The 23983-nt window shown below is 70.6% G+C and carries 24 protein-coding genes and 4 pseudogenes; 15 read left to right on the top strand and 13 right to left on the bottom strand.

What is annotated here, in order from left to right; all coding sequences use genetic code 11:
* Positions 1-3 precede the first annotated feature (3 nt).
* Both QFZ76_RS52000 and QFZ76_RS51995 read left to right on the top strand, forming a co-directional pair.
* Positions 4-1211: pseudogene (locus QFZ76_RS52000) on the top strand (WD40 repeat domain-containing protein); the annotation flags it as partial.
* Positions 1212-1619: 408 nt separating this feature from the next.
* Positions 1620-2315, top strand: a complete 696-nt coding sequence (locus QFZ76_RS51995; RefSeq protein WP_373464574.1) for a WD40 repeat domain-containing protein — start codon at positions 1620-1622, stop codon at positions 2313-2315.
* Positions 2316-2321: 6 nt separating this feature from the next.
* Here the strand turns inward: QFZ76_RS51995 and QFZ76_RS45470 are convergent, their stop codons facing one another.
* Positions 2322-3224: a hypothetical protein gene (locus QFZ76_RS45470; protein WP_307679192.1), complete on the bottom strand. Its 903-nt coding sequence runs from the start codon at positions 3222-3224 to the stop codon at positions 2322-2324.
* Positions 3225-3406: 182 nt separating this feature from the next.
* The gene (locus QFZ76_RS45465) at positions 3407-4177 is read right to left on the bottom strand and encodes an SDR family NAD(P)-dependent oxidoreductase (RefSeq protein ID WP_307679191.1); all 771 of its coding nucleotides are present in this window, start codon (positions 4175-4177) and stop codon (positions 3407-3409) included.
* 79 nt (positions 4178-4256) lie between these two features.
* On the opposite strand from QFZ76_RS45465, the gene QFZ76_RS45460 reads away from it, so the two are divergent.
* Positions 4257-5129 (top strand): LysR family transcriptional regulator, encoded by an 873-nt coding sequence (locus QFZ76_RS45460; protein WP_307680322.1) that lies wholly within the window; start codon positions 4257-4259, stop codon positions 5127-5129.
* A gap of 54 nt (positions 5130-5183) precedes the next feature.
* Here the strand turns inward: QFZ76_RS45460 and QFZ76_RS45455 are convergent, their stop codons facing one another.
* Positions 5184-5684 (bottom strand): PaaI family thioesterase, encoded by a 501-nt coding sequence (locus tag QFZ76_RS45455; RefSeq protein WP_307679190.1) that lies wholly within the window; start codon positions 5682-5684, stop codon positions 5184-5186.
* 297 nt (positions 5685-5981) lie between these two features.
* Here QFZ76_RS45455 and QFZ76_RS45450 point away from each other — a divergent pair, with 297 nt between their 5' ends.
* The 3 genes from QFZ76_RS45450 to QFZ76_RS45440 are packed head-to-tail and all read left to right on the top strand — an operon-like array spanning position 5982 to position 7587.
* The gene (locus QFZ76_RS45450) at positions 5982-6581 is read left to right on the top strand and encodes a sulfite oxidase-like oxidoreductase (RefSeq protein WP_307679189.1); all 600 of its coding nucleotides are present in this window, start codon (positions 5982-5984) and stop codon (positions 6579-6581) included.
* A gap of 2 nt (positions 6582-6583) precedes the next feature.
* Positions 6584-7294: a ferredoxin reductase gene (locus QFZ76_RS45445; RefSeq protein WP_307679188.1), complete on the top strand. Its 711-nt coding sequence runs from the start codon at positions 6584-6586 to the stop codon at positions 7292-7294.
* A gap of 20 nt (positions 7295-7314) precedes the next feature.
* Positions 7315-7587, top strand: coding sequence for a DUF6510 family protein (locus tag QFZ76_RS45440; RefSeq protein ID WP_307679187.1), 273 nt, complete (start codon positions 7315-7317; stop codon positions 7585-7587).
* 39 nt (positions 7588-7626) lie between these two features.
* Here QFZ76_RS45440 and pgm read toward each other — a convergent pair whose 3' ends face one another.
* The 3 genes and pseudogenes from pgm to QFZ76_RS45425 all read right to left on the bottom strand — a co-directional run.
* On the bottom strand, positions 7627-9267 hold the full coding sequence (gene pgm / locus QFZ76_RS45435; RefSeq protein ID WP_307679186.1) for a phosphoglucomutase (alpha-D-glucose-1,6-bisphosphate-dependent): 1641 nt from the start codon (positions 9265-9267) through the stop codon (positions 7627-7629).
* Positions 9268-9392: 125 nt separating this feature from the next.
* Positions 9393-9833 carry an OsmC family protein gene (locus QFZ76_RS45430; RefSeq protein WP_307679185.1) on the bottom strand — a complete coding sequence of 147 codons (441 nt, stop codon included), beginning with the start codon at positions 9831-9833 and terminating at the stop codon, positions 9393-9395.
* A gap of 408 nt (positions 9834-10241) precedes the next feature.
* Positions 10242-10684: pseudogene (locus tag QFZ76_RS45425) on the bottom strand (sugar ABC transporter substrate-binding protein); the annotation flags it as partial.
* Between the two features lie 56 nt (positions 10685-10740).
* On the opposite strand from QFZ76_RS45425, the gene QFZ76_RS45420 reads away from it, so the two are divergent.
* The 5 genes from QFZ76_RS45420 (at position 10741) to QFZ76_RS45400 (ending at position 15844) form a co-directional block, all read left to right on the top strand.
* Entirely contained in the window at positions 10741-10995 is a 255-nt protein-coding gene (locus QFZ76_RS45420) for a hypothetical protein (RefSeq protein WP_307679184.1), read from the top strand.
* A gap of 114 nt (positions 10996-11109) precedes the next feature.
* Entirely contained in the window at positions 11110-12435 is a 1326-nt protein-coding gene (locus QFZ76_RS45415) for an ATP-grasp domain-containing protein (RefSeq protein ID WP_307679183.1), read from the top strand.
* A 16-nt stretch (positions 12436-12451) separates the two neighbouring features.
* Complete coding sequence (locus QFZ76_RS45410; RefSeq protein ID WP_307679182.1) at positions 12452-14500, top strand: CocE/NonD family hydrolase; 2049 nt, start codon at positions 12452-12454, stop codon at positions 14498-14500.
* A 145-nt stretch (positions 14501-14645) separates the two neighbouring features.
* A complete protein-coding gene (locus QFZ76_RS45405; RefSeq protein WP_307679181.1) occupies positions 14646-15575 on the top strand; it encodes an ABC transporter ATP-binding protein in 930 nt (309 codons plus the stop codon).
* Positions 15575-15844 carry a hypothetical protein gene (locus QFZ76_RS45400; protein ID WP_307679180.1) on the top strand — a complete coding sequence of 90 codons (270 nt, stop codon included), beginning with the start codon at positions 15575-15577 and terminating at the stop codon, positions 15842-15844. The genes QFZ76_RS45405 and QFZ76_RS45400 overlap by 1 nt, the downstream gene beginning before the upstream one ends.
* Before the next feature lie 21 nt (positions 15845-15865).
* On the opposite strand, the pseudogene QFZ76_RS45395 reads toward QFZ76_RS45400, so the two are convergent.
* From QFZ76_RS45395 to QFZ76_RS45385, 3 genes and pseudogenes are all read right to left on the bottom strand, one after another.
* Positions 15866-16039: pseudogene (locus QFZ76_RS45395) on the bottom strand (VOC family protein); the annotation flags it as partial.
* A gap of 7 nt (positions 16040-16046) precedes the next feature.
* Entirely contained in the window at positions 16047-17243 is a 1197-nt protein-coding gene (locus tag QFZ76_RS45390) for an IS110 family transposase (RefSeq protein WP_307679179.1), read from the bottom strand.
* An 85-nt stretch (positions 17244-17328) separates the two neighbouring features.
* Positions 17329-17733: a VOC family protein gene (locus tag QFZ76_RS45385; RefSeq protein ID WP_307679178.1), complete on the bottom strand. Its 405-nt coding sequence runs from the start codon at positions 17731-17733 to the stop codon at positions 17329-17331.
* Between the two features lie 206 nt (positions 17734-17939).
* Between QFZ76_RS45385 and QFZ76_RS45380 the strand changes: the two genes are divergently transcribed.
* Positions 17940-19139 carry a glycoside hydrolase family 64 protein gene (locus tag QFZ76_RS45380; protein ID WP_373464459.1) on the top strand — a complete coding sequence of 400 codons (1200 nt, stop codon included), beginning with the start codon at positions 17940-17942 and terminating at the stop codon, positions 19137-19139.
* Positions 19140-19228: 89 nt separating this feature from the next.
* Here QFZ76_RS45380 and QFZ76_RS45375 read toward each other — a convergent pair whose 3' ends face one another.
* Positions 19229-20029: a DUF6585 family protein gene (locus QFZ76_RS45375; RefSeq protein ID WP_307679177.1), complete on the bottom strand. Its 801-nt coding sequence runs from the start codon at positions 20027-20029 to the stop codon at positions 19229-19231.
* Positions 20030-20075: 46 nt separating this feature from the next.
* A complete protein-coding gene (locus tag QFZ76_RS45370) occupies positions 20076-21179 on the bottom strand; it encodes a M20 family metallopeptidase (protein ID WP_307679176.1) in 1104 nt (367 codons plus the stop codon).
* Positions 21180-21444: 265 nt separating this feature from the next.
* Here QFZ76_RS45370 and QFZ76_RS45365 point away from each other — a divergent pair, with 265 nt between their 5' ends.
* Together QFZ76_RS45365 and QFZ76_RS45360 are read left to right on the top strand one after the other, a co-directional pair.
* Complete coding sequence (locus QFZ76_RS45365) at positions 21445-22398, top strand: LysR family transcriptional regulator (protein ID WP_307679175.1); 954 nt, start codon at positions 21445-21447, stop codon at positions 22396-22398.
* A gap of 18 nt (positions 22399-22416) precedes the next feature.
* A pseudogene (locus QFZ76_RS45360) lies at positions 22417-22500 on the top strand (GNAT family N-acetyltransferase); the annotation flags it as partial.
* Positions 22501-22616: 116 nt separating this feature from the next.
* Here QFZ76_RS45360 and QFZ76_RS45355 read toward each other — a convergent pair.
* Both QFZ76_RS45355 and QFZ76_RS45350 read right to left on the bottom strand, forming a co-directional pair.
* Positions 22617-23060, bottom strand: coding sequence for a GNAT family N-acetyltransferase (locus tag QFZ76_RS45355; protein WP_307680320.1), 444 nt, complete (start codon positions 23058-23060; stop codon positions 22617-22619).
* A 167-nt stretch (positions 23061-23227) separates the two neighbouring features.
* The gene (locus QFZ76_RS45350; RefSeq protein ID WP_307679174.1) at positions 23228-23710 is read right to left on the bottom strand and encodes an alpha/beta hydrolase-fold protein; all 483 of its coding nucleotides are present in this window, start codon (positions 23708-23710) and stop codon (positions 23228-23230) included.
* On the opposite strand from QFZ76_RS45350, the gene QFZ76_RS45345 reads away from it, so the two are divergent.
* Positions 23685-23891: a hypothetical protein gene (locus tag QFZ76_RS45345; protein WP_307679173.1), complete on the top strand. Its 207-nt coding sequence runs from the start codon at positions 23685-23687 to the stop codon at positions 23889-23891. The genes QFZ76_RS45350 and QFZ76_RS45345 overlap by 26 nt on opposite strands.
* Positions 23892-23983: the final 92 nt, after the last annotated feature.

Raw genomic sequence — 23983 nt, 5'->3', positions numbered from 1 at the left:
GTCATGCGCAGTACGTCGCCGACGACCCGGGTGGTGACGCTCGCCTATGTGAAGGCGTGCGGCGGCGACGTGATCGAGTGGGAGCGGCGCGGGCGCGAGGCGTCGGCCGAGGTGGCCGCCGAGTCCGCCGACGACGAGGGCTCCCGACCGCCGTACCGCGGTCTGACCCGGTTCGAACCGGGCGACGCCGAGCTGTTCTTCGGCCGCGACCAGCTCGTGGAGCGGCTGAGCGAGCTGAACCGCAAGCATCGCTTCACCGCCGTCTTCGGCCCTCCGGCAGCGGCAAGTCCTCGCTGTTGCGCGCCGGCCTGATTCCCCGGCTGCGCACGCCGGTCGAGGGGGAAGCGGAGGTGCCTCCCGCGGCCGTACGGATCCTCACCCCCGGTGCGGACCCGCTGCGCACACACGCCGACCGGATCGTGCCCGTACCCGGCAGCGACGCCGACACCTGGCTGATCGTCGACCAGTTCGAGGAGCTGTACACCCTCGGCGCCGGCCCGGCCGACCGGGACACCTTCATCGACCGCCTCGTCGCCGCCACCGACGCCGACAGCCGGCTGCGCGTCGTCATCGCGGTGCGGGCCGACTTCCTCGGCCGCTGCGCCGAACACCCCGGTCTCACCGCCGCGTTGCAGAACGCCACGCTGCTCGCCGGGCCGATGAGCCGCGCGGAGCTGCGGGAGGCCATCGTCCGCCCGGCCGCCGCGGCCGGCCTGATCGTCGAGCGCTCCCTGACCGACCGGCTCCTGGACGAGGTGGAGGGCGCCCCGGGCGGCCTGCCGATGATGTCGCACGTCCTGCTGGAGACCTGGCGCCACCGCAGCGGCCGCGTCCTGACCGAGACCGCGTACGAGGCGGCCGGCGGGCTGCACGGAGCCGTCGTCCGTACGGCCGAGCAGGTGTACGGCGAACTCACCGCGCCGCAGGCGGAGTTGGCTCGCCGTATCCTGCTCCGCCTGGTCGCCCCGGGCGACGGCACACCCTCCCCCACTCTCGGCTTCGCTCAAGCGGGGGGACCCCCGTCCCGTCGCCCCACCGAGCACGCGGAACTCGGCTTCGGCAGCCCCGCCGACACCCGAGTGGTACTGGAACGCCTGGTCCGTGCCCGTCTCATCACCTTCGACGACGGCACGGTCGACCTCGCCCACGAAGCCCTCATCACCGCCTGGCCCCGCCTGCGCGCATGGATCGACGCCGAACGCGACCGGCTGCGCGTCCACCGCTCGCTCTCCGAGGCGGCCCGCACCTGGCAGGCACTCGGCCAGGAGAACGCCGCCCTCTACGCCGGCTCGCGCCTGGACGCCGCCCGCGACGCCTTCCCGCGCGACCTCGCACCGCAGGACCGCCCCGGCAACGAACTGACGCCACTGGAAAGGCAGTTCCTCACCGCCTCGCTCCGGCGCCGGTACCGCACCGCTCGAGTGCGCCGCACGGTCGTGGCCGTACTCGCCGCGCTCACCCTGATCGCCACCGGCACCGCCGTCGCCGCCCTCCAGGCGCGCGCCACCGCGCAGGCCGAACGGGACGACGCCGTCTTCGGCCGGCTCACCGCGGAGGCCGACCGGGTCCGCGACACCCACGCCGGGCTGGCCGCCCGGCTCGACGTCGCCGCGTACCGCATGCGCTCCACGCCGGACCTGCGGCCCCGGTTGACCTCGGACGCGGGCCGGGTGCTGGCCACCCGGCTGCCGGGCCACGACGGCATCGGCAGCTCCGTGGCGTACGCGCCCGACGGCCGCACGCTCGCCGGCGGCGGCCATGACGGCACGGTCCGGCTGTGGGACACCGGCACGGGGAGGCCCCTGGACGAACCGCTGCGACTGAGCACGGGACCGGTCGGCGCGGTCGCCTTCTCCCCGCCTGATGTCGACCTGCTGGTCGCCACCGGGAAAGGCGGCGGCCTCCAACTGTGGGACGTACGAGACCGGTTGCGGCCCCGTGCCGTCGGCCGGCCGCTGGTGAGCCACGACGAGGAGAACGTCGTCTCCGTCGCGTTCGCCCCTGACGGCCGGACGCTGGCCACCGCCGGCGACGACGGGACTGTACGGCTGTGGGACGTGCGCGACCCGGCCCGTGCCGAGCCCTACGGCCAGGAACTCACCGGGCATCTCGACACCGTCACCTCCGTCTCGTTCAGCCCGGACGGCGACGCCCTCGCCTCCGCCGGCTACGACCTGACGGCCCGGGTGTGGACCCTGGACACGGACCGCGCGGCGGACCACGTCTGCGACCGCACCGGCGGCGTCCTCACCCGCGCCGAATGGGAGGAACACCTGCCGCAACTCGGCTACCGGGCTGTGTGCGAGGGGCGTTAGGGGCGCTCAGGGAACGGTGAACTCCAGCACGGCACCTTCCTTGTTCTGCGCGACGATGGTGACCTTCAGATCGTCGCCCCACTTGGCCACACCGCCCTGGCCGCCGAGCCGCATCACGGAGCTGGGCGTCTCGAAGGTGACGGAGTCGTCCCCCGGGGTGACATGCACCTCCACCCCGTTCGCCGTGATCCACTCCGGCGAGGTCACCAGGACCTCGCACGCGCCGTCCGAGCACGCGTCGGTGTTCTTCCCGTCCGCCGCCTTGGGCAGCGGGCCGGTGGGGTCGGGCGTGGCCGGGGCGGTCTCCTCGGTGGGCTTCCAGCCCGGAGCGCACTGCTCGGCGCTCTTGTACGCGGCCGCGAGCTGCGGGTCCTTCTTGGTCAGCGCGAGCAGGTCCGGTCGGGGCGAGGTGAGGGACTGGACGAGCTTGTCGACGCCCGCGGCACTGCCTTCCGCGTCGTCAAAGGCCGCGCTCGGGGACACACCGTCCAGTTCGGTCACGACGCCGTTCACCTTCTTCAGCCAGGCGTCGAGCAGCCGGTCGGCCGCGGGAACCCCCGACCGGTCGAGGGCCTCCAGGTCGCTTTCCACGTCCTCCACCGCCGACGGTGTGCCGGAAAGGTAGCTGACTGAGAGGACTTCCGGGGACAGATCGTCCTCGGCCGCCTGCCGGATCTCCTTCAGATCCGTGGCGCTGTCCGTCCGCAGCTCCTTGATTGCGGTCGTCGACTCGCACATGCCGCCGACCCACTCCACCAGTTCCTCGGACGGCGGCCGGGTCGGCGTCGGCGCGGCTGATCCCTTGTCGTTGCCGGACGCGTCGGCCTTCTCGTCCGCCCCGCCCCCGCAGCCGCCGAGAGTCAGGACCAGCCCGGCGGCCACCACGACGACGCTCCCTCTCTTGACCATCCAACTACCTCTCTCCGTGCTGTGACCCCGTCTTCGCGGGCCGGACGCCGGCACCGTGGGTCCAGTTCAGCGCGGCACGGATTGTTCAGTCACCCGGTCCGCCGCAGTGAACAACGCCGGTGACCGCGCAGAAGCCACGGCAGAGGCAGGAGGTTCTCGTCGGCGTTCCGACGGCGACCGCCCTACCAGGGCACCGAGCCCTGGTCGTCGGTGAAGGTGCCGGTGGGTCCGTCGGCGGGGACGGTGGCCATCCGGACGGCGGCCACGGCGCCCTGGGCGGCGGTGCGGTGGCCGGAGTGGTTGTTCAGGTCGGTGGCGCAGTAGCCGGGGCAGACGGCGTTGACGAGGATGCCGTCGGGGTGCAGATCCCTGGCGTACTGGACGGTCAGGGCGTTGAGGGCGGTCTTCGACGGGACATAGCCGACGGCGAGGGGGAGGTCGGCGGCGCTGAGTCCGGCGTAGACCACGGCGGCGATCTCCGGATCCGTCCCGGCGGCCAGTGAACCGGCGCTGCTGGAGACGTTGACAACGCGCGGGGCGCTCGACCGGCGCAGCAGCGGCAGCAGGGCGTTGGTGACGGTGATGACGCCGAAGAAGTTGGTGTCGAAGATGCGGCGGATGACGTCGAGGTCGGCGGAGCGGGGCCGCTGGGCGGCCAGGTCGCTCCCCGGGGGACGGGCCACGCCCGCGTTGTTGACCAGCGCGTCGAGCCGGCCGTGCCGGGCCTCGACCGCGTCGGCGGCCGCGGCGGCAGAGGCGGGGTCGGTCACGTCGAGCACGACGGAGGTGGCGTCGGCGCCGGTGGCGCGCAGTTCCGCGGCGGCCTTCTCACCGAGCTCGGCGCTGCGGGCGCCGATCACGACGATGTGCCCGAGGGCGGCGAGCTGCGCGGCGATCTCGCGGCCGATGCCCTTGTTGGCGCCGGTGACCAGAGTGATCATGGTGTCGTTCATGACTCCATGACGCCATGGTGCGGTCCGCGCAGGCCAACACCGATGTGGTCTCGGTCGATACTCTGCGGGTATGGACGCAGTGGAGACGCGGGAGCTCACGTATTTCGTTGCCGTCGCCGAGGAGTTGCACTTCGGCCGCGCGGCCCGGCGGCTCGGCATGGCGCAGCCGCCCCTGTCTCGCGCCATCCAGCAGTTGGAGCGGCGGATGGGCGTGGTGCTGCTGGAGCGCACGAGCCGCGGGGTGACTCTGACGCCCGCGGGCCTGGTCTTTCTCGCGGAGAGCCGCAAGGCACTCGACGCGGTCTTTGCCGCGGTGCGGCGGGCGCAGCGGGCGGGGCAGGTCGCGCCGCGGCTGATGGTGGCGATGAAACCCGACGGGGACGCGGGCCTGTTGGAGCGGATCATGCCGGTGTACCGGCGGGGCCCTGATGCCGTCGAGGTGGAGGTGGTGGTGTGCGGGATCGGCGAGCAGGCGCGGATGCTGCGCGACGGGCGCGTCGACCTCGCGTTCCTGCACGCCCCGCACGACGACCTCAGTGGGTTCGACACCGAACTGCTGCTGACCCAGGACCATGTGGCGGTGCTCCCCCGTCACCACCGGCTGGCCGACCGCTCCGCCCTGGTGCGGGCCGACCTCGACGGCGAACCGGCCCCCCGCTGGCCCGGCCTGAGTCCGGAAGAGGCGAGCGGCCCGGAGGTGCGCGACTGCGGGCAGTTGATGCAACTGGTCGCACTGGGCCAGGTGGTCGCCGTGGTCCCGGAGTCGGTGCGGCGCCACGCGCGGGCGGACGTGGTGTGTGTGCCGGTGCTCGACGTGCCGCGGAGCTCGGTCCTGTTGGCGTGGCCCGAGCGGACGCGGTCGCGTGCGGTGGCCGCGTTCGTCCGGGCAGGCACGGAGGTCGCGGTCGCTGGTCCGGTGCTGGAGGCGGCGCGGCTCCCCGGGCGGGGATGACCGCGACCGGTTCCGGGAAGGCGCCTGCCGGACGACCCGGCGGCGCCCGTCCGGTCAGTCCTCGGAGACGGGCACCGGGAACAGCAGGCAGCTGCTGGTGGCGTGGGCGAGGAGGCGGTCCTGGGCATCGACCAGCGTGGCCTCGGCGAGGGCCGTCTGACGGCCCCGGTTCACGATCGTGCCGATGGCACGCACCCTGCCCGTGTCCACCGTGATCCGCTTCAGGAACTTCACGGTCAGGTCGAGCGAGGTGTACCCCATGCCGGGCGGGAGTGTGGACTGGACGGCGCAGCCCGCCGCGGAGTCGAGGAGGGTGGCGTAGACGCCGCCGTGCACGCTGCCGATGGGGTTGTAGTGCTCCTCCCCCGGCAACAGGGAGAACACCGCCCTGCCCTCTGCCACCTCGTCGAGGGTGAAGTCCAGGGTGGCGGCGACGGGCGGGCCCGGCAGCCGGCCCGCCTGCAGCTCCTGCAGGAGGTGCAGGCCGGAAGCGCGCCCGACGGCGGCCGCCGTGATCGCGGGGTCGCTCCACTCGTATGTGCGTGACCGTCCCATACCCCACTGCCTCCCAGCTGACTTCGTCAATCGAAGTTAGCCGTACGACGATGTGACTGTCAATGAGGAAGTCAGGCATGACGTGGTGATCAATCGACTCGTGCCGTTCGCTCCGTGCGCTCGTGGACCAGTCTCGGTGCACGCGTGGGCTGTCCGACTCGGCGTGGGCGTCCTAGCCTGTGCGACGCCGGCGTTCGGGGACCCGCCCTGTGCGGCCGGTGGTGAACGGGGCCGCTCCCCCCGACACTGACTACAGAGCCTCGCACGCCCCCGGCGGACGCACCCAGGAGATGACCCGTGAACTCCTTCTCCCCCGGCTTCCAGGGCCGAGCCCGACAGGTGGCCGACAAGCTGCCGCCCGGGCAGTACCCGACCGAGTCGTTCCCCGTCCTGTCGGCGGGCCCCACGCCCAAGGTCCCCGTCGAGTCGTGGCAGTTCACCGTGACCACCGAGACCGGCCGGACGCACGCGTGGACCTGGGACCAGATGATGGCCCTGCCCCAGCAGGAGACCGTGCAGGACATCCACTGCGTCACGCGCTGGTCGAAGTTCGACACACGGTGGCGGGGCGTGTCGCTGGACACCTTCTTCGAGGACGTCGAGACGGCCGCCGACTACGTCGTGGTCAGCAGCTACGGCGGTTACACCACGAACCTGCCGCTGGAGGATCTCCTGGACGGCCAGGCATGGCTCGTCCACACCTTCGACGACTTTCCGCTGTCGCCGGAGCACGGCGGCCCCGCCCGGCTCCTCGTGCCCCACCTGTACTTCTGGAAGTCGGCCAAGTGGGTGCAGGGCATCCAGCTCACCGACGAGGACGAACCCGGGTTCTGGGAGAGCGTCGGCTACCACAACTACGGCGACCCGTGGCGCGAGCAGCGCAACTGGGGCGACTGAGCGTGGCCGTCGTATGGCGCCGGGCGCGGCTGGTGGAGCGTGTCCCGCAGAACGCCACAGCCCGCACCCTGGTCTTCACCGTCCCCGGCTGGCCCGGCCACCTCCCCGGTCAGCATGTCGACGTGCGCCTGACCGCCGACGACGGCTACCAGGCCGTGCGCAGCTATTCGCTGGCCGCGCCCGCCGACGGCAACCGCGTCGAACTGGGGGTGCAGGCGGTGCCCGACGGGGAGGTCTCGCCGTATCTGGCCGACGCGCTGCCCGTGGGCTCGGAGGTGGAGGTGCGGGGACCGCTCGGGAACTGGTTCGTGTGGCGGCCGGGGCGGACCGAGCCGGTGCTCCTGGTGGGGGGCGGCTCGGGGGTGGTCCCGCTGACGGCCATGGTGCGCGCCCACCGCCAGTCGCTCTCGCGGGGCGCCTTCCACCTGCTGTACTCCGTGCGCAGTGCGGACGACGCCTGGTACCGCGAGGACCTCGCCGACGGGCACCCCGATCTTGACGTCCGCCTCGTGTACACCCGCAAGGCGCCGCCGGGCACCGCCCGCGCCCCGGGCCGGGTCACGGCAGCCGACCTGGCGGAGGCGACGGCCGGACTGCTGCCGGCGAGCCCCGTCTACGTCTGCGGCCCCACCGGGTTCGTCGAGGCGGTCGGCGATCTGCTGACCGGCCTGGGACGGGATCCGGCGACCATTCGCACCGAACGCTTCGGCTGACCCCGACGTTGGAGGACCTCGTGCCAGACACCGCCGCTCATCTCGATGGCAACTGCCTTGCCGGACCGCTCTCGGAGATCCTCTCCGTGGAAGCGACCGACGCCTGGTGGCGCTGCCCGGAGTGCGCCCGCTCGGGGCCGCTCGCCGAGTTGCACGTCTACGGCCCCGAGCCCGGTCTCACCGCCCGCTGCCCCGGCTGCGCGCACGTGGCGCTGCGGCTGGTGCGTGAGGAGCGGTATGTGTGGCTGACGCTGGGCGGGGGCGCCGGCGCGTTCCGTTTCGCCGTCGCCTGAGCCCCCGCCCGGGCCGCCCGCGCCACCCGGTCCCGGCGGTCAGCTGCCGAGGGCCGCCATCACCACGTCCTTGGCCTCCTCCTGGACCCGGCGCAGGTGGTCGGGTCCCTGGAACGACTCGGCATAGATCTTGTAGACGTCCTCGGTGCCCGAGGGGCGGGCGGCGAACCAGGCGTTCTCGGTGGTCACCTTGATGCCGCCGATGGCCGCCCCGTTGCCGGGGGCCTCGGTGAGGACGCCGGTGACCGCCTCGCCGGCCAGGGTGTCCGCGGTGACCTGCGCGGGCGAGAGCTTGGCCAGCAGCGCCTTCTCCTCGCGGGTCGCCGGGGCGTCGATGCGGGCGTAGGCGGGATCGCCGAAGCGGGCCGTCAGGGCGGCGTAGTGCTCCGACGGGGTCTTCCCGGTGACGGCGGTGATCTCGGAGGCGAGCAGCGCCAGGATGATGCCGTCCTTGTCGGTGGTCCAGACCGAGCCGTCGCGGCGCAGGAACGACGCGCCGGCCGACTCCTCGCCGCCGAACCCGAGCGAGCCGTCGACCAGGCCGTCCACGAACCACTTGAAGCCGACCGGCACCTCGACGAGGCGCCGGCCGAGGTCGGCGGCGACGCGGTCGATCATGGAGGACGACACCAGGGTCTTGCCGATGCCGGTGTGGTCGGGCCACTGTTCGCGGTGGGCGTACAGGTAGGCGATGGCGGCGGCCAGGTAGTGGTTGGGGTTCATCAGACCCGCGTCCGGGGTGACGATGCCGTGCCGGTCGGCGTCGGCGTCGTTGCCCGTGGCGATCTGGAAGCGGTCCCGCTGCTCGATCAGCGAGGCCATCGCGTACGGCGACGAGCAGTCCATGCGGATCTTGCCGTCCCAGTCCAGCGTCATGAAGCGCCAGGTCGGGTCCGCGAGCGGGTTGACCACGGTGAGGTCGAGCCGGTGCTCCTCGGCGATCCGGCCCCAGTAGGCGACGGAGGCCCCGCCGAGCGGATCGGCGCCGATCCGGACGCCGGCGGCGCGGATCGCGTCCAGGTCAAGGACGGCGGGCAGGTCGGCGACGTAGGTGCCGAGGAAGTCGTGGCGCCCGGTACCGGGGGCCGTGAGGGCCCGGACGTACGGGATGCGGCGTACGTCCTTCAGCCCGGCCGTGATGATCTCGTTGGCGCGGTCCTGGATCCAGGACGTCGCCTCGGATCCGGCCGGGCCGCCGCTGGGCGGGTTGTACTTGAAGCCGCCGTCCGCGGGCGGGTTGTGCGAGGGGGTGACGACCACGCCGTCCGCGAGGCCGGTGGCACGACCGCGGTTGTGGGCGAGGATGGCGTGCGAGACGGCCGGTGTGGGGGTGTAGCCGTCGGCGACATCGATGAGCACGGTCACGTCGTTGGCGGCGAACACCTCCAGTGCGGTGACCCGGGCGGGCTCGGACAGGGCGTGCGTGTCGGCGCCGAGGAAGAGGGGCCCGTCGGTGCCCTGCGCGCTGCGGTACTCGCAGATGGCCTGGCTGGTCGCGGCGATGTGGTCCTCGTTGAACGCCGTGTTCAGGGAAGATCCGCGGTGTCCTGACGTACCGAACGCCACCCGTTGCCCCGGGTCCGCCGGGTCGGGGTGCAGCGCGTAGTACGCGGTCACCAACCGGGCGACGTCGACAAGGTCCTCGGGACCGGCCGGCCGACCCGCTCGTTCATGCTGCATGTGCGTTCCTCCGCATGGCTTGCTCCGTCGCTCGACGTCCCATCTTTCCTCGTCACGGGTCGGGTGTGCGAGGGCCCGGCCGCCGTGCAGTACAGCGAGCGGGTCGCACGGGACCTCGCGTGACGTCAGGCGTCGTCGACCGTCGCGGTGACGGGCGTGCCGGTCTCGACGGTGCGGCTGACCGTGCAGAGCCGGTCGTGGGAGGACTTGACCGCCCTCGGGAGGATCGCTCGGGCGCGATCCGCACCTTCTCCGTCCGCGAACGCGACGGAGAAGGTGACCGCGAGGTCGGTCATCCGGTTGCCGAGCTCGTCACTGATCTTGTTGCCGGTCACCGCGACGGAGAACTTGGTGGGCTCCGCGTGGCGGCTGGTGGCGACGTCGACGTCCACCGCCGTGCAGCCTCCGAGTGCGGCGAGCAACAACTCGACCGGGGTGAACTCGGTGCCCCCGTGCGGATCGGAGCCGGTGCCGAAGCTGATCGTGCCGCCGCGGGCGTTCGTCGCGGTGAAGTGGCCGGTGCTGGTTCGCTCGACGGTGACGGAGCGCAGGGAATCTTCGGTCATGCCGTCGACACTAAGACCTGTACCGGCCACTTGGCGCGCGACGGCGGCCCCGGCCTCACCGACGATGAGATCACGGTCCGCGTCTGCCTCAACACCTGTCGGAGGTCAGCGGATCCTGGCGCCGTACACGTGGTCGACCGTCATCGCCAGCAGCACCCGGCGAAGCCGGACTGTCGACCCAGGAGATCGGGTTTCTTCAGCCCTGCGTCACCGGCACGGCTCCCGACCTCGAACCCTGCCCCGAGCTCCTGACCGCCTTGCGAGCTCGCCTCCAGGGGCTGGACGAACAGATCGACCTGCTCATCCGCTCCCGCCAGGTCCTCCACGACTACATCGATGCCACCGAACGGCATGCTCCCTCCCGCTGAGAAGGAGCGGGAGGGTACCTGGCAGGGCCTGCGCTGTCGTCTACTTGCCCCACAGCTTGCGGTACGCCTCGCGGTATCCCTTCGGGTCCCAGGAGGATCCGCCGCCGCTGTTGGCCGCCGTGGTGATGTGCGCGCCGGGGCGATGTAGCCGCCGGCGGGCTGGTGGGCGAAGGCGCGGTTGAACTCGTCGACGATCTGCCAGCCCTGCTCGGACAGCGGCTCGGGCACCGTGGCCGCCTGGAACTGCTTGCTGTTGATGCGCTGGAAGGCGGACGGGTCGCCGTCGCCCGCCCCGATGCTGAAGGGGGCAGCGTCGCCCTGCTTGCCGCCCGCCCGCAGCGCGGGTGCCGCGTCGGCGAAGTACAGGTCGTTGATGGCCACGGAGTTCGTCCACTTGGTGCCGAAGCGGGACAGCAGCGCGGAGACCCCCTGCGGGGTGCGGCTGCTGGCGTCGGCGATCGGGATGTCGGTCGTGGACAGCACGGGCCCTGCTCACCGCGCTGCGCGACGGGCAACTGCACTCGGCTGGGCTGGACGTGATGATGAACGAGCCGCGCACGGACCCGGCCGACCCGCTGTTCGCCGAGCCGCACCTGGTGGTGCTGCCGCACGTGGGCTCGGCGACGGAGGAGACACGCGCGGCGATGGTGGGGCTGGCGGCACGGAATATCGAGGCCGTACTGGACGGGGACAGCGCGCCGACTCCGCTGCCGGGGACTCGGGGACTCGGGGGACGGCCCGCGCGACGAGCAACGCGTGCCCACGTCGATGTGCTGCCCTCGGTGACCAGTTGACCAGCGGTGTCGCCCGTCAGTGACGAGGGCGTCAGCGGGCAGGAGGTTGGCCGCGCACCTCACGGGTACTCCGACGATCTTCCGATGTGAGCCGCGGGAAATCGGGAAGGTGCCGTGCCTGACAGGAACGTGAACGATGCGAAGAACATCTTTGTGCTCGGCCTCGACGAGGCCAACCTGCCGACGCTCCACGCGGTGCCGGGTGCGAGAGCACTGCGCTTTCACCCCTTGCTGTCGACCGACGAACTGCAGGGCGGCGAGGTGTCGGTGCCGGAGCTCATCGACAAGGCCCAGGGGATACTGGATGCCTTCGACGGAAGCATCGACGCGATCGTCGGCTACTGGGACTTCCCGGTCAGCACCATGGTCCCCGTCCTCGGCGAGCGCTACGGAACCCGCAGCACCAGCCTGGAGTCGGTGGTCAAGTGCGAGCACAAGTACTGGAGCCGGCTCGAGCAGCAGAAGGTCACCGACAGGATCCCGCGGTTCGGCAAGGTGGATCTGGAGGCCGACGACCCCCGCCCCCCGGAGGGCGTGCGCTTCCCCATGTGGCTCAAGCCGGCGCTCTCCTACTCCTCCGAACTCGCCTTCGGCGTCAAGGACTTGGACGAGTTCCGGGCCGCCGTCGCCGAGATCCGTGAGGGAATCGCCCGGGTCGGCCGGCCCTTCGAGTACATCCTCGACCGAATCGAGCTGCCGCCCGAGATGCACGGCGTCGGCGGGCAGGTCTGCCTCGCGGAGGAGGAGATGTCGGGGATCCAGGTCGCCGTCGAAGGCTACGTCCATCAGGGCGAAGTGACCGTCTACGGCGCCTTGGACTCCATCAACTACCCCGACACGCCCTGCTTCCTGCGCCACCAGTACCCCTCCACCCTGCCGCCGCAGGTGATCGGGCAGCTCCACGACGTCACCCAGCGGGTGATGCGTCAGATCGGCTTCGACTCGGCCACCTTCAGCGTGGAGTACTTCTACGACCCGCAGAGCCAGGAGATCCGTCTGCTGGAGATCAACCCCCGGCACTCCCAGTCCCACGCCGAGCTGTTCCAGTACGTCGACGGCGTACCCAACCACCACTGCATGCTCAGCCTCGCCCTCGGCGACGACCCGCACATGCCGCATCGGCAGGGGCCGTACGCGATGGCCGCGAAGTGGTACTACCGCTGGTTCACCGACGGGGTGGTGGGCCATGTGCCCTCGACCGAGGACCTCGCCCGCATCGAGCGCGAGACCGACGGCGTGCGCGTGGACGTCACGCCCGAAGCGGGGCAGCGACTGTCGGGACTCCCCCAACAGGACAGCTACAGCTTCGAGTTGGCCCACATCTTCACCGGCGGCAGCGACGAGGAGGACCTGCGGGAGAAGTACGACCACTGCGTGGCCGCACTGGGATTCACCTTCGACGAGAGCCCGCGAGAGTTCGACGACAGCCCGCGAGAGTAAGGAGCGCGTCGGCCCTATGCGTTACGTGACCAACCTGCCGTACGCCACCAAAGAAGAGGAGCACGTCCGCATCCCGATGTCCGACGGCGTACAGCTGTCGGCACGCATCTGGCGTCCCACGTCCTCGGACGACGAGCCCGTGCCCGCGGTGCTGGAGTACATCCCCTACCGCAAGCGCGACCTCACCTCAGTACGTGACTCCATCCACCACCCGTACATCGCCGGGCACGGCTACGCCTGCGTCCGCGTCGACGTGCGCGGCACCGGTGACTCGGAGGGGGTACTGAAGGACGAGTACCTGGAACAGGAACAGGCCGACGCCGAAGAGGTCCTCGCCTGGCTGGCCGAGCAGCCCTGGTGCGACGGCCGCACCGGCATGATGGGCATCTCCTGGGGTGCCTTCGCCGCGCTCCAGGTGGCCGCCCGGCAGCCACCGAGCCTGCGCGCCATCGTCATCGCGTCCTTCACCGACGACCGGCACGCCGACGACATGCACTACATGGGCGGGGCCATGCTCTCGGACAACCTCGCCGAGGCGGGCACCATGTTCGCCTACGCCACCTGCCCGCCCGACCCCGCCGTGGTCGGCGACCGCTGGCGCGACATGTGGCACGAACGCCTGGAGAACACCGGTCCCTGGGTGCTTCCGTGGCTGCGCCACCAGCGCCGCGACGACTACTGGCGCCACGCCTCGGTCTCCGAGAACCACCAGGACGTACGCTGCCCCGTCCTCGCCTCCAGCGGCTGGGCGGACGGCTACTCCAACGCCGTGACCCGTCTGCTCGGCAACCTGGACGTGCCCCGCAAGGGGCTGATCGGTCCCTGGTCGCACAAGTTCCCCCACCTCGGAGAACCCGGCCCGGCCATCGGCTACCTGCAGGAAGTGGTGCGGTGGTGGGACCACTGGCTCAAGGGCGTCGACAACGGTGTCATGGACGGCCCCATGCTGCACACCTGGATGCAGGACAGTGTGCCTCCGTCCACCTCGTACGAGGAGCGGCCGGGCCGCTGGGTCGCGGAACCCGCCTGGCCGTCTCCGCACATCCACCCCGTCACGTATCCGCTGACGCGGCACCGGATCGGCTCCCCGGACCCGCCGAGCGAGGAGGCGGCGGCCGGCGAGGGCGACGGCGCCGCCATGACGGTGCGCTCGCCGCTGTCCGTCGGCCAGTTCGCGGGCAAGTGGGCCTCCTACAACGCGCCCCCGGACCTGCCCTACGACCAGCGCGAGGAGGACGGCGGCTCGCTCGTCTTCGAGACGGAGCCCTTGACGGAACGGCTCGAGATCCTGGGCTCGCCGACCGTGGAACTCGACCTCTCGGCCGACGAGCCGGTCGCGATGGTGGCCGCGCGCCTGTCCGATGTGAGCCCCGACGGCGCCGCCACCCGTGTCACGTACGGTCTGCTCAACCTCACCCGGCGGGACAGCACCGAGGCCCCCGAGCCGCTGGAGCCGGGCCGGCGCTACCGCGCGACCGTCCACCTCAACGGAGTGGCGCAGGCCTTCCCGCCCGGACACCGCATCCGCCTCTCCCTATCCACGTCGTACTGGCCGCTCGCCTGGCCGCCCCCCAAAAGGGCCCTGCTCAGCGTCCACGAGAACTCCAGCACCCTCACGCTCCCGGTCCGCCCGACCGACGAACCCGACGAGGTGCCGCCGAACCCGTTCGACGAGCCCGAGGGAACGGCGCCCCTGGCTGTGACCCGGCTGACACCCCTCGAGCAGCGGTGGGACGTGAAGCGGGACCTGATCGGCTACCACGCCGCACTGGAGATCGTGAAGGACCAGGGACTGATCCGCTTCGACGGCATCGGGCTCGATGCCGGCCGTCGCGCCTACGAGCGCTACGCGACCGTCGCCGACGACTTCACGTCCGTCAGCGGCGAGTCCACCTGGACCATGCGGTTCCGCCGCGAGGACTGGGACATTCGCGTCGTCACGCACACCCGGCTCAGCTGCGACGAGCGCGACTTCTTCGTGGACGCCACCCTGGACGGCTACGAGGGCGACCGCCGGGTGTTCTCCCGCACCTGGAACGAGACGGTGCCACGCGACCTGCTCTAGGCGCCTTGGACTGGTACCGCGGTACCAGTGGACCGCCGAAGAGTCTCCCGTGGTCCCAGAGTGGGGAGGGGATGCCCTCATAGCGTCGAACACAGGTGCCGCGGTGTGCCCGTGGCCGAGTTCGAGGCGAGGAAGGCCCACTCCCATGATCGAAGCGCGTGAGCTGACGAAGCGGTACGGGGACAAGACGGTGGTCGACCACCTGAGCTTCACCGTCAAGCCCGGTGAGGTGACCGGCTTCCTGGGCCCCAACGGCGCGGGCAAGTCCACGACCATGCGCATGATCATCGGCCTGGACTCCCCCACCGGAGGCTCGGTGACCGTCAACGGGCGTCGTTACGCCCAGCACGCCGCGCCGTTGCACGAGATCGGCGCCCTGTTGGAGGCCAAGTCCGTCCACCCCGGGCGCACCGCGGTCGGTCACCTGATGGCGCTCGCGCACACCCACGGCATCTCCCGCCGCCGGGTGGACGAGGTCATCGAGCTGGCCGGTCTCGGCAGTGTGGCCGGCAAGCGGGTGGGCGCCTTCTCGCTCGGCATGGGCCAGCGGCTCGGCATCGCGGCGGCCCTGCTCGGCGACCCCGCGGTCGTCATGCTCGACGAACCGGTCAACGGCCTCGACCCGGAGGGCGTGCTGTGGGTGCGCCATCTGCTGTCCGGGCTGGCCGACGAGGGCCGCGCGGTGATGCTCTCCTCGCACCTGATGAGCGAGACCGCGCTGATCGCCGACCATCTGGTGATCATCGGGCGGGGGCGGCTGCTCGCGGACACGACGGTCGACGACTTCGTACGGGAGGCGGGCGGCGGCGGTGTGAAGGTCGCCACCGCCGAGGCCCAGAAGCTGCGCTCGCTGCTGGCCGGCCCGGATGTCACGATCAGCTCCTCCTCGGCCGAGGAACTGCTGGTCTCCGGGCGTGACGCCCGTGAGATCGGGGCGATCGCCGCTCAGCACGGGGTGCCGCTGTACGAACTCACCCCGCAGTCCGTCTCCTTGGAGGAGGCGTTCATAGAACTCACCAGCGACGCCGTGGAGTACCACAGCGCCCCCGCCACCACCGCCCGAGAGGCCGCCTGATGACCGTCACGACCCTTCCCACGGTGTCGGTCCGCACAGTGACCGGCCGCCGGGTGCTGCGCTCGGAGTGGGCCAAGTTCTGGTCGCTGCGCTCCAGTTGGATCACCCTGGGCGTCGCCCTGCTCCTGCTGATCGCCATCGGGGCGATCGCCTCCGCCACCTACAGTCCCGACGCCGCCACGAACGACGGGCCGCCCGGCCCTGGTCCCGGCGGCGCGAGCGAGGCGATCAGCGTGGCCCTGACCGGCTCGACCTTCGCGGGGAGTTGAACGCCGTCCGCAGGGCTCTGCTCAGACGACCGGCTCACCGATGCCCAGCATGTTTCCCTCGCTGTCACGGAACCAGGCGGCCCGTTCACCCCGGGCTCCCTTGCTCGGGTAGTTCCCGTCGATGTCGGCGATTCCGTCCTTCGTTCGGAACCCGGGCAGGTCGACCTCTTCGAACACCACGCCCCGCTTCCTAATGCTGTTGTCAAGCAGCCGTAGTCACTGGAGGTGCGACTTGATAGCACCGTCGGTCACGGATCAGGGCCCACAGAACGTTGACGCGTCGGCGGGCGAGGGCGAGCACGGCCTGGACGTGCTTCTTCCCCTCCGCGCGTTTGCGGTCGTAGAACTTCCGCGAGTTCGGGTCGCAGCGGACGCTGACCAGCGCGGAGGTGTAGAACACCCGCTGGAGCCTGCGGTGGTAGGTGATTGGCCGGTGGAGGTTGCCGCTGACCTTGCCCGAATCGCGAGGTGCGGGGGCGACTCCGGCGAAGGCTGCCAGAGCATCTGGCGAGTCGAATTCCTCCAGGCCGCCGCCGACAGCGGCGAGGAACTCCGCGCCGAGCACGGCTCCGATGCCCGGGACGCTCAGGAGGATGTCGGCGAGTTCGTGCTCTCGAAACCGGCCCTCGATGAGCTTGTCCATCTCAGAGATCTGCTGATTGAGGGCCATCACCTCCTCTGCCAGGGTGTGGACCAGCTTCGCGATGGTCTTCTCCCCGGGGACGGCGGTGTGCTGGCGCTCGGCGGCCTCGACCGCGGCCTCGGCCAGGGATCTCGCGTTGCGGACCTTGCGGTTGGCCAGCCAGGTGGTCAGCCGCGAGATCCCGGCGCGGCGGATCGCGGCCGGGGTCTGGTAGCCCGTCAGCAGCCTGAGAGGCCCGGTGTTGGTGACCTCCAGGGCCCGCTCCAGGGCGGGGAACATGCTCAGCAGGGTGCCGCGCAGGCGGTTCACTGCGCGGGTGCGGTCCTCGACCAGGTCGGCCCGGCGTCCGGTCAGCAGCTTGAGCTCGATGGCGGCTTCGTCGCCGGGGTGGATGGGCCGCAGGTCGCGGCGCATTCTGGCCTGGTCGGCGATGACGTAGGCGTCGCGGGCGTCGGTCTTGCCCTCGCCGCGGTAGCCGTCGGAGGCCCGGTTCACCAGCCGGCCGGGCATGTAGAGGACTTCCTGACCGTGGTTGATCAGCAGGGCCAGCAGCAGCGCGGGTTCCCCGCCGGTCATGTCGATGGCCCAGGTGACCGGGCGGCCGTCGGCCAGGTCGAGGACGTCACCGATCAGTTTCAGCAGCTCGGGTTCGTCGTTGGCGACCCGCCGCGACAGCAGCGGCTTGCCGTCGGCATCCACCGCGAGGCCGTGATGATGGCCCTTGCCGCTGTCGATCCCCGCCCATATCCGGCTCATCGCGCTCCTGACGTGTGTGTTCGTGCTGTTCGTGCCACGGACGACCTCGCCGGCATTGCTCTACGCAGCGACTTGTTCGCACTTCCTAATCGGCGGCCGAGTCGTCGTGGGGTGCCGGGCGGCGAAGCGAGGCAAGCCACGAGACGGCAGCCGCCTGATAGCCACACCCAGCACCCCTGGGCGACCCAACCCTACGAATGGCTCGATCAACCCGATCAAGACGGTAGAGCTGCCTGAGTTCGGACACGACGGTCTCGATGTCGTCCACCTCCCATCCCATCTGGGTGAAGGTGCCGGGCGAGGTTCCCGCCGACTCGAACAGGGCGAAGTCCGTGCCGCCGCACCGATACAGCAGCCCACCGGGCCGTTCGTCGACGGGCTCCAGTCCGAGCTGCTCGGCGTAGAAGCGCCGCGCACGGTCCAGGTCCTGGGCCGGAAGCCTGGTCGCCACGCGTCCCCGGGCCAGGATGTTCCTGTCGTCTGCGTTCATACCTCCACTGTGCCGTGCACCGCCTGCTGATGCCCCGCCGCGGATCCGCCGACCGGACGACACCGAGCGTGACTGACCGGGCAACACACATCCACGCCCTATGCATTGACATGTCCTCGTCCCAGCGCGACGCTGAGAGCGCTCTCAATAGGTACGGACCAAGCTCCGCTCCTGCTCGATTCCCCCCACTCGCACGGAGGTCGAGAGTGCTCCCCCCACACAACAGACACCCACTCGCAGCCCTGGCCGCGGTAGCCGCCCTGCTGGGCGCGCTGCTTGCCTTCGCGGCGCCGTCGCCCGCGCAGGCGGTGCCCGCCACGATCCCCCTGAAGATCACCAACAGCTCCGGCCGCGGCGAACCGGTCTACATCTACAACCTCGGCACCCTGCTCTCGACCGGCCGGCAGGGCTGGGCCGACGCAGGCGGCACGTTCCACCCCTGGCCCGCCGGCGGCAACCCGCCCACACCGGCACCGGACGCAGCCATCCCCGGACCGGCCGCAGGGCAGTCGACCACGATCCGGATACCCAAGTTCTCCGGTCGGATCTACTTCTCCTACGGGCAGAAGCTCGTCTTCAAACTGACCACCGGCGGCCTGGTGCAGCCCGCCGTGCAGAATCCGAGCGACCCCAACCGGAACATCCTGTTCAACTGGTCGGAGTACACGCTCAACGACGCCGGGCTGTGGCTCAACAGCACCCAGGTGGACATGTTCTCCGCGCCGTACGCCGTGGGTGTCCAGCGCGCCGACGGCAGCACCGTCAACACCGGCCATCTCAAGGCGGGCGGATACAACGCGGTCCTCAACGGCCTGCGCGGGCAGTCGGGCGGCTGGGGGAACCTGATCCAGACCCGGTCCGACGGGACGCCACTACGTGCGCTTGCACCCGGGTACGGGCTGGAGACCGGGGCCCTGTCCGCCTCCGTGATGGACGACTACGTCAACCGCGTCTGGCAGAAGTACGCGTCGACGACATTGACGGTCACGCCGTTCGCCGACCAGCCGAACACCAAGTACCACGGCCGGGTCTCGGGCAACGTCATGAACTTCACGAACAGTTCCGGCGCCGTCGTCACCAGCTTCCAGAAGCCGGACGCGAACAGCATCTTCGGCTGCCACAGGCTCCTCGACGCGCCCAACGACGCGGTGCGCGGGCCGATCTCGCGCACCCTGTGCGCAGGCTTCAACCGCTCCACCCTGCTGGCCAACCCCAACCAGCCCGACGCCTCGGCGGCCGCCTTCTACCAGGACGCCGTCACCAATCACTACGCGCGGCTCATCCATGCGCAGATGGCGGACGGAAAGGCATACGCCTTCGCCTTCGACGACGTCGGCCATCACGAGTCCCTCGTCCACGACGGCAACCCCCGGCAGGCCTACCTCACACTGGATCCGGTCAGCTGACCCGGTGCCCCGCACGCGGTCACGGCCGCGTGCGGGGCACATGCGGCTGTGCAGGCGCCCGCCGCCAGGTACACCGTGACACCTGCTCCTCAGCCGTAGAGGTTCGCGGCGATGGTCAGGAAGACGAGAAGGTTCGGCACGGTCTCGACCTTGGCGAGCGCCCAGGCTCTGGGCTGTCCGTGCTGCCGGACGGCCACGAAGCCCCCGCCGACATCGATCGTCGCGACGGCCGACCAGGGCAGGACCCCTTCGCGTTCGGTGGAGATACCGGTGGCGTCCACGCTGAACGGGCCGTGACTCACCTTCTGACCCTCACGGACCGCCTCCCACACCTTCTGGGCCTGGGCGCGGGCGATGGCCTCGGAGATCAGGGGCAGCCAGGTCCCGAAGTCGGCGAAGCGGGACGAGATCTGCACCTTGGTGCCGTTGGGCGCTACCAGGGTGGAGGTGTGCGTGGTGTTGTAAGGGGTCTTCGTGCCCTTGTAGATGATCACTTCCTGGACGGTTTCCTGGTAATGGACCGCTTGGTCCCAGCGGACCGCGAACAACTGACCGGCGCCCCTGTCCACGAGCAGCCCCCTCTCGAAGAGGTGCAGGCGTTGACTGCCGAGCTTCTTCCGGAAGTTGGGGCTGTTGAGCAGGGCACCGATGCTCAGCGCGGAGAAGAACAGGGGATACCACGCGACCCACCAGCTCGTGTAGACCCACAACAGGGTGCCTCCGGTCGCCAGGACGGCGATGCCAGTCAGGGAAGCGGCGATGAACAGTCCCCGGTACTTCTCCTGCATGTTGACCTCCTTCCTCGGCAGGAAGGTGTGTTCGAGTCGGCCGAAGCCTCTACGGGAAGCCAGCTGGGCGGCTTCAGGGGACGGGGAACCCGGCACGCTCATACAGGGGCCTCGGTTTCGTTTCGGAGCGGCACTCGGCAAGGCCGCTTCAGCCGGTCGTGTGATCAATGAGGTGAGCGAGCAGCCGGGTGCGGGGGATCATCTGCGCGACCTCGACGTACTCGGTGTCCGCATGCGCGCCACCGCCCACGGCGCCCAGGCCGTCCAGCGTCGGACAGCCCGCCGCCGCGGTGTAGTTGCCGTCCGAAGCACCACCGACGGCGCTCCCCCGCAGCGGTTCCTGGCCCAGTTCCGCGGCGAGCCGGGAGGCGAGGGCGAACAGTCCGGCGGAGGACTCCGGTTCCATGGGCGGCCGTTGCCTGCCACCCAGCACTTCCAACCGGGTTCCGGGCGTCCGGGCGGTGAGCCCTCGCATGAGCTCGTCGATACGGTTCTGTGCCGTCGTGCTCGGTGCTCGCACGTCCACCGACACCCGCGCCAGCGCGGGCACCGTGTTGCGCGCGCTGCCGGCCGACAGCAGGGTGGGCGTGACGGTCGCGAAGCCCAGGACTGAAGGGGCGGCACCGACGGCGCCCATCGAGTCCCCGAGGCCGACGACGGCCAGCACCTGGTGAGCGGCCTCGACCGCGGCGTTGACTCCCTTGTGCGGTTCCAGACCCGCGTGCGCGGCTCGGCCGTGCACCACGACCTCGTATCGCGAAGTGCCCTTGCGGGCGGTCTTGAGGGCACCCCCCTCGTCCGCGGACGCCTCCAGCACGAAGGCGGCCGCGCATCCCCGCACGGATTCCTCGATCAGCCGCCGGGAGGTCGCGGAGCCGACTTCCTCGTCCCCGTTGACCAGTACGCACACTCCGTCCGGGGAGGGCAGGGAGGCCAGCGCGTGGAACAACTGCACAAGGCCCGCCTTCATGTCCAGGACCCCAGGGCCACGGGCGATCCCGTCGGCAACCGACCAGGGGTGCTTCCGGAGCGAGCCCATGGGCCACACCGTGTCGTGATGTCCCATCAGCAGGACCCGCGGAGCGCCGAAGCTCCACCGCAGATGGGTCACACCGTCGATCACGATCGTCTCCGGCGCGGCCCCCAACAGCCTCGCCCCGAGGGCGCCGACCACCTCGGCGCTCCGCGCCAGCGCCGCGTGGTCCGCCGAGAAGGACTCGCACAGCACGAGGTCCTCCAGATCGGCCAGCATCGCCGGCAACGTGAGCGCAGGCCCCCGGGTCACCGGTCCCGCCCCATCCCAACTCCCCCTCGTGACAACACACTTCACCCCTTCGGATCTCATCGGCCATGGGGTGCGGCGGAGCTCGCTCCCCCTCCGACGCTCCGCCGCGTGAACGACGTTAGGGTGAGGCAAGGCATTCCACCAGCGACTGGATTGCATGGGACCTATGCGCCTGAGGAATGTGTCGGGAACGATGGTGGTGGCTGGATGAGGACCTTGGCGAGGGAGGAACGTGTTCGAGATCGACGCACTGCGGCTGCTCGTGGCCGTTGCCGAGACCGGATCGTTCACGAAAGCAGCGGTCCGGCTCAACTACACGCAGTCCGCGGTGTCCCGACGGATCGCCACCCTTGAACAGCAGGCGGGCGGACCGCTGTTGGAACGGCTTCCTCGGGGCGTACGGCTGAACCCCGCCGGCCGTACGCTGCACCGGCACGCCACGGAGGTGCTCGACCGACTGTCGCGGGCGGAACGGGAACTGGCCGTGCTGCACGCGGGGCACGGCGGGCTGCTGCACATGGGCGCGTTCGCCACCGCCAACATCTCCCTGGTGCCCACCGCCCTGCGGGCCCTCCGGGACGCCAGGCCGGATGTCGAGGTCGTCGCGGTCGAGGGCCCGACCCACACGCTGGTGGAGCGCCTCACGGACGGAGCGCTGGATCTCGCCGTCGTCAGCGACTACCCGTCCGGTCTGCCGCCGGCCGACGGTGTCACGACGACGATGCTGTGCGAGGACGAGCTCCTCGTCGCTCTCCCCCGCGAGCACCGCCTCGCCGGCGCCAGGACGGTCGACCTGTGGGAACTGCGCGACGAGGCCTGGCTCCAGAACGCGTACGGCGACCGTCCCACGATGCTCGCCGACGCCTGCTCGCGGGCGGGTTTCACCCCCAGGAAGATCATCCGGATCGCGGAGTGGTCCGGGAAGTTCGGCTACGCGGCCGCCGGACTCGGGGTTGCCCTGGTGCCCTCGCTGGCCGCCTGGGCGGTCCCCGACGAACTCGTCCTGCGCCGCCTCACCGACCCGGCCCTGCGCCGGACCGTACATGTGGCGCTGCCCGCTGCCCCGCTACAGGCGGCACTCACCCTGCGGGACCTGCTGCGCGCCACCTTGACCACGACAGAGCCGCAGGCCGTCCCGGGCGAGCACCGCAAGGTTCGACATAACCGATCGACGCCCCGATCGTGATGGCGTTGGCTGACCGGCATGCCAGAACTGCGTACCGATCGTCTTCTGCTCCGCCGGTGGCGGGAGTCCGACCTCGGACCGTGGGCGGCGATGAACGCCGAGGTTTGGGTGGTGGGCGCTCGAACCTACGTTCCCGGGCAGTGATGCGCCGGATCGGCATGATCCGGGACCCAGACGACGACACGAGCGACGTACCGGCTGAACATCCGCACCCCGCCTCACGTTCCGAGGGCGCCCTCATCCGGCCGTCGCACCATGTACACGTCGATCGGGTCCTGAACCTCCACGGTGAACCCGTGGCGCTCGTACAGTCGCCGGGCGGCGCTGCCCTGCAGGACGTTCAAGCGGACGAGCGCGCCGTCGGCATCGGTCCGGTCCAGCACGTACCGCAGGACGGCCGAACCGACCCCGCGGCCCTGCAGGTCCGGAGCGAGATAGAAGTGCTCCAGCCACCGCCCGTCCTCGGCCGGACGCACCGCGACACAGCCCGCGAAGGCACCGTCGGCCACGATGACCGACGTGTGCTGCGGGGAGAAGGAATCCCGCAGCCGCTGCCGGACTCGATGCTCGTCGAACCGTCCCAGTCGCTCCAGGTCCGGGCGCATCACCGTCGCCCGGAGCTCCGCGATCGCCTCGACGTCCGCCGGTTCTGCGGGCCGCAGCACCCATTTGACGGGATGGTCCGCTCCGATCGCAGGCGCCGCCTGAACCGGTCGAACCGGCCGGAGCCCGTCTGCCCTCGCACTCGTATCCACGGCCGGAGTATTTCAATGACGCGCGGTGATCACACACGCATCGAGATCATGCGTGGAGATGCCTTGACCGCGGCTCACTTGCGCTGCTGGAAGATCCACTCGCGGATGCCGTCGATGTCGTAGGCGATCGTCCGGGTGCTCAGGTGATTGTTGATGGAGTTGTCGGTCTCGCCGGCAGGCACGACGGTGCCCTTCTTCAATGCCGCGTAGTTGATGGATGTGCCCTTGGCGGCCATGGCCGCCACGTCGGTGGCGAACTGTGCGGCGGTGGACCTTCCGTCCCAGACGGCGCGGCTGGCTTCGGCGCCCTCCTTCTCCAGTGCGGCCGTGATCTTGTTCTCGCCGGGATAGGCGTTGTCGCCGCCCTGGGCCACGACGATCCACAGCCTGTCGTCGGCCAACGGCTCGACCTTCGTGGGATCCCACTGGCCGGCGACGATGTATGAGGCGGCGAACAGGTCGGGATACTCGATGCCCATGACGATCGACATGATGGCGCCCATGGACTGCCCGGTGGCGTAGAGCCGGTCGGTGTCGATGCTGTACTGGCTCGTCACCTCGTCACCTCGTCACCTCGTCGACCAGCCGGACGGTGGTGTCGAGCAGGTCCGTGACGACGTATCCGTCGCGGTCGTCCACGACGGAAGTGGAGTACTGGGCGCGAGCACGAAGGCCGGCCGCTGGGCCTGGTCCTCCGGACTCGCCCAGCAGATGGCGCCGTTGCCGAGAGCTGCTTGAAGTCGTCGACGACGAGGTTCGACACCTTGGTTGTGCTGACCGCCGTGCTGCTCGCGTCGTACGTGGAACCGTCGGTGGCCGTGACGGTTCCT

Source organism: Streptomyces sp. V4I2, from assembly GCF_030817655.1.
Classification (GTDB): domain Bacteria; phylum Actinomycetota; class Actinomycetes; order Streptomycetales; family Streptomycetaceae; genus Streptomyces; species Streptomyces plumbiresistens.
Note: the sequence above shows the minus strand (reverse complement) of the source record. Positions and strands in the feature narration are given on the sequence as shown.

What these genes read in the sequence shown, in the direction of transcription:
- QFZ76_RS51995 (WP_373464574.1), top strand. Translation starts at nt 1,620, where the DNA reads ATGCGCTCCACGCCGGACCTGCGGCCCCGGTTGACCTCGGACGCGGGC.
- QFZ76_RS45470 (WP_307679192.1), bottom strand. Translation starts at nt 3,224, where the DNA reads ATGGTCAAGAGAGGGAGCGTCGTCGTGGTGGCCGCCGGGCTGGTCCTG.
- QFZ76_RS45465 (WP_307679191.1), bottom strand. Translation starts at nt 4,177, where the DNA reads ATGAACGACACCATGATCACTCTGGTCACCGGCGCCAACAAGGGCATC.
- QFZ76_RS45455 (WP_307679190.1), bottom strand. Translation starts at nt 5,684, where the DNA reads ATGGGACGGTCACGCACATACGAGTGGAGCGACCCCGCGATCACGGCG.
- pgm (WP_307679186.1), bottom strand. Translation starts at nt 9,267, where the DNA reads ATGCAGCATGAACGAGCGGGTCGGCCGGCCGGTCCCGAGGACCTTGTC.
- QFZ76_RS45430 (WP_307679185.1), bottom strand. Translation starts at nt 9,833, where the DNA reads ATGACCGAAGATTCCCTGCGCTCCGTCACCGTCGAGCGAACCAGCACC.
- QFZ76_RS45420 (WP_307679184.1), top strand. Translation starts at nt 10,741, where the DNA reads ATGATGAACGAGCCGCGCACGGACCCGGCCGACCCGCTGTTCGCCGAG.
- QFZ76_RS45410 (WP_307679182.1), top strand. Translation starts at nt 12,452, where the DNA reads ATGCGTTACGTGACCAACCTGCCGTACGCCACCAAAGAAGAGGAGCAC.
- QFZ76_RS45405 (WP_307679181.1), top strand. Translation starts at nt 14,646, where the DNA reads ATGATCGAAGCGCGTGAGCTGACGAAGCGGTACGGGGACAAGACGGTG.
- QFZ76_RS45400 (WP_307679180.1), top strand. Translation starts at nt 15,575, where the DNA reads ATGACCGTCACGACCCTTCCCACGGTGTCGGTCCGCACAGTGACCGGC.
- QFZ76_RS45390 (WP_307679179.1), bottom strand. Translation starts at nt 17,243, where the DNA reads ATGAGCCGGATATGGGCGGGGATCGACAGCGGCAAGGGCCATCATCAC.
- QFZ76_RS45385 (WP_307679178.1), bottom strand. Translation starts at nt 17,733, where the DNA reads ATGAACGCAGACGACAGGAACATCCTGGCCCGGGGACGCGTGGCGACC.
- QFZ76_RS45375 (WP_307679177.1), bottom strand. Translation starts at nt 20,029, where the DNA reads ATGAGCGTGCCGGGTTCCCCGTCCCCTGAAGCCGCCCAGCTGGCTTCC.
- QFZ76_RS45370 (WP_307679176.1), bottom strand. Translation starts at nt 21,179, where the DNA reads ATGCTGGCCGATCTGGAGGACCTCGTGCTGTGCGAGTCCTTCTCGGCG.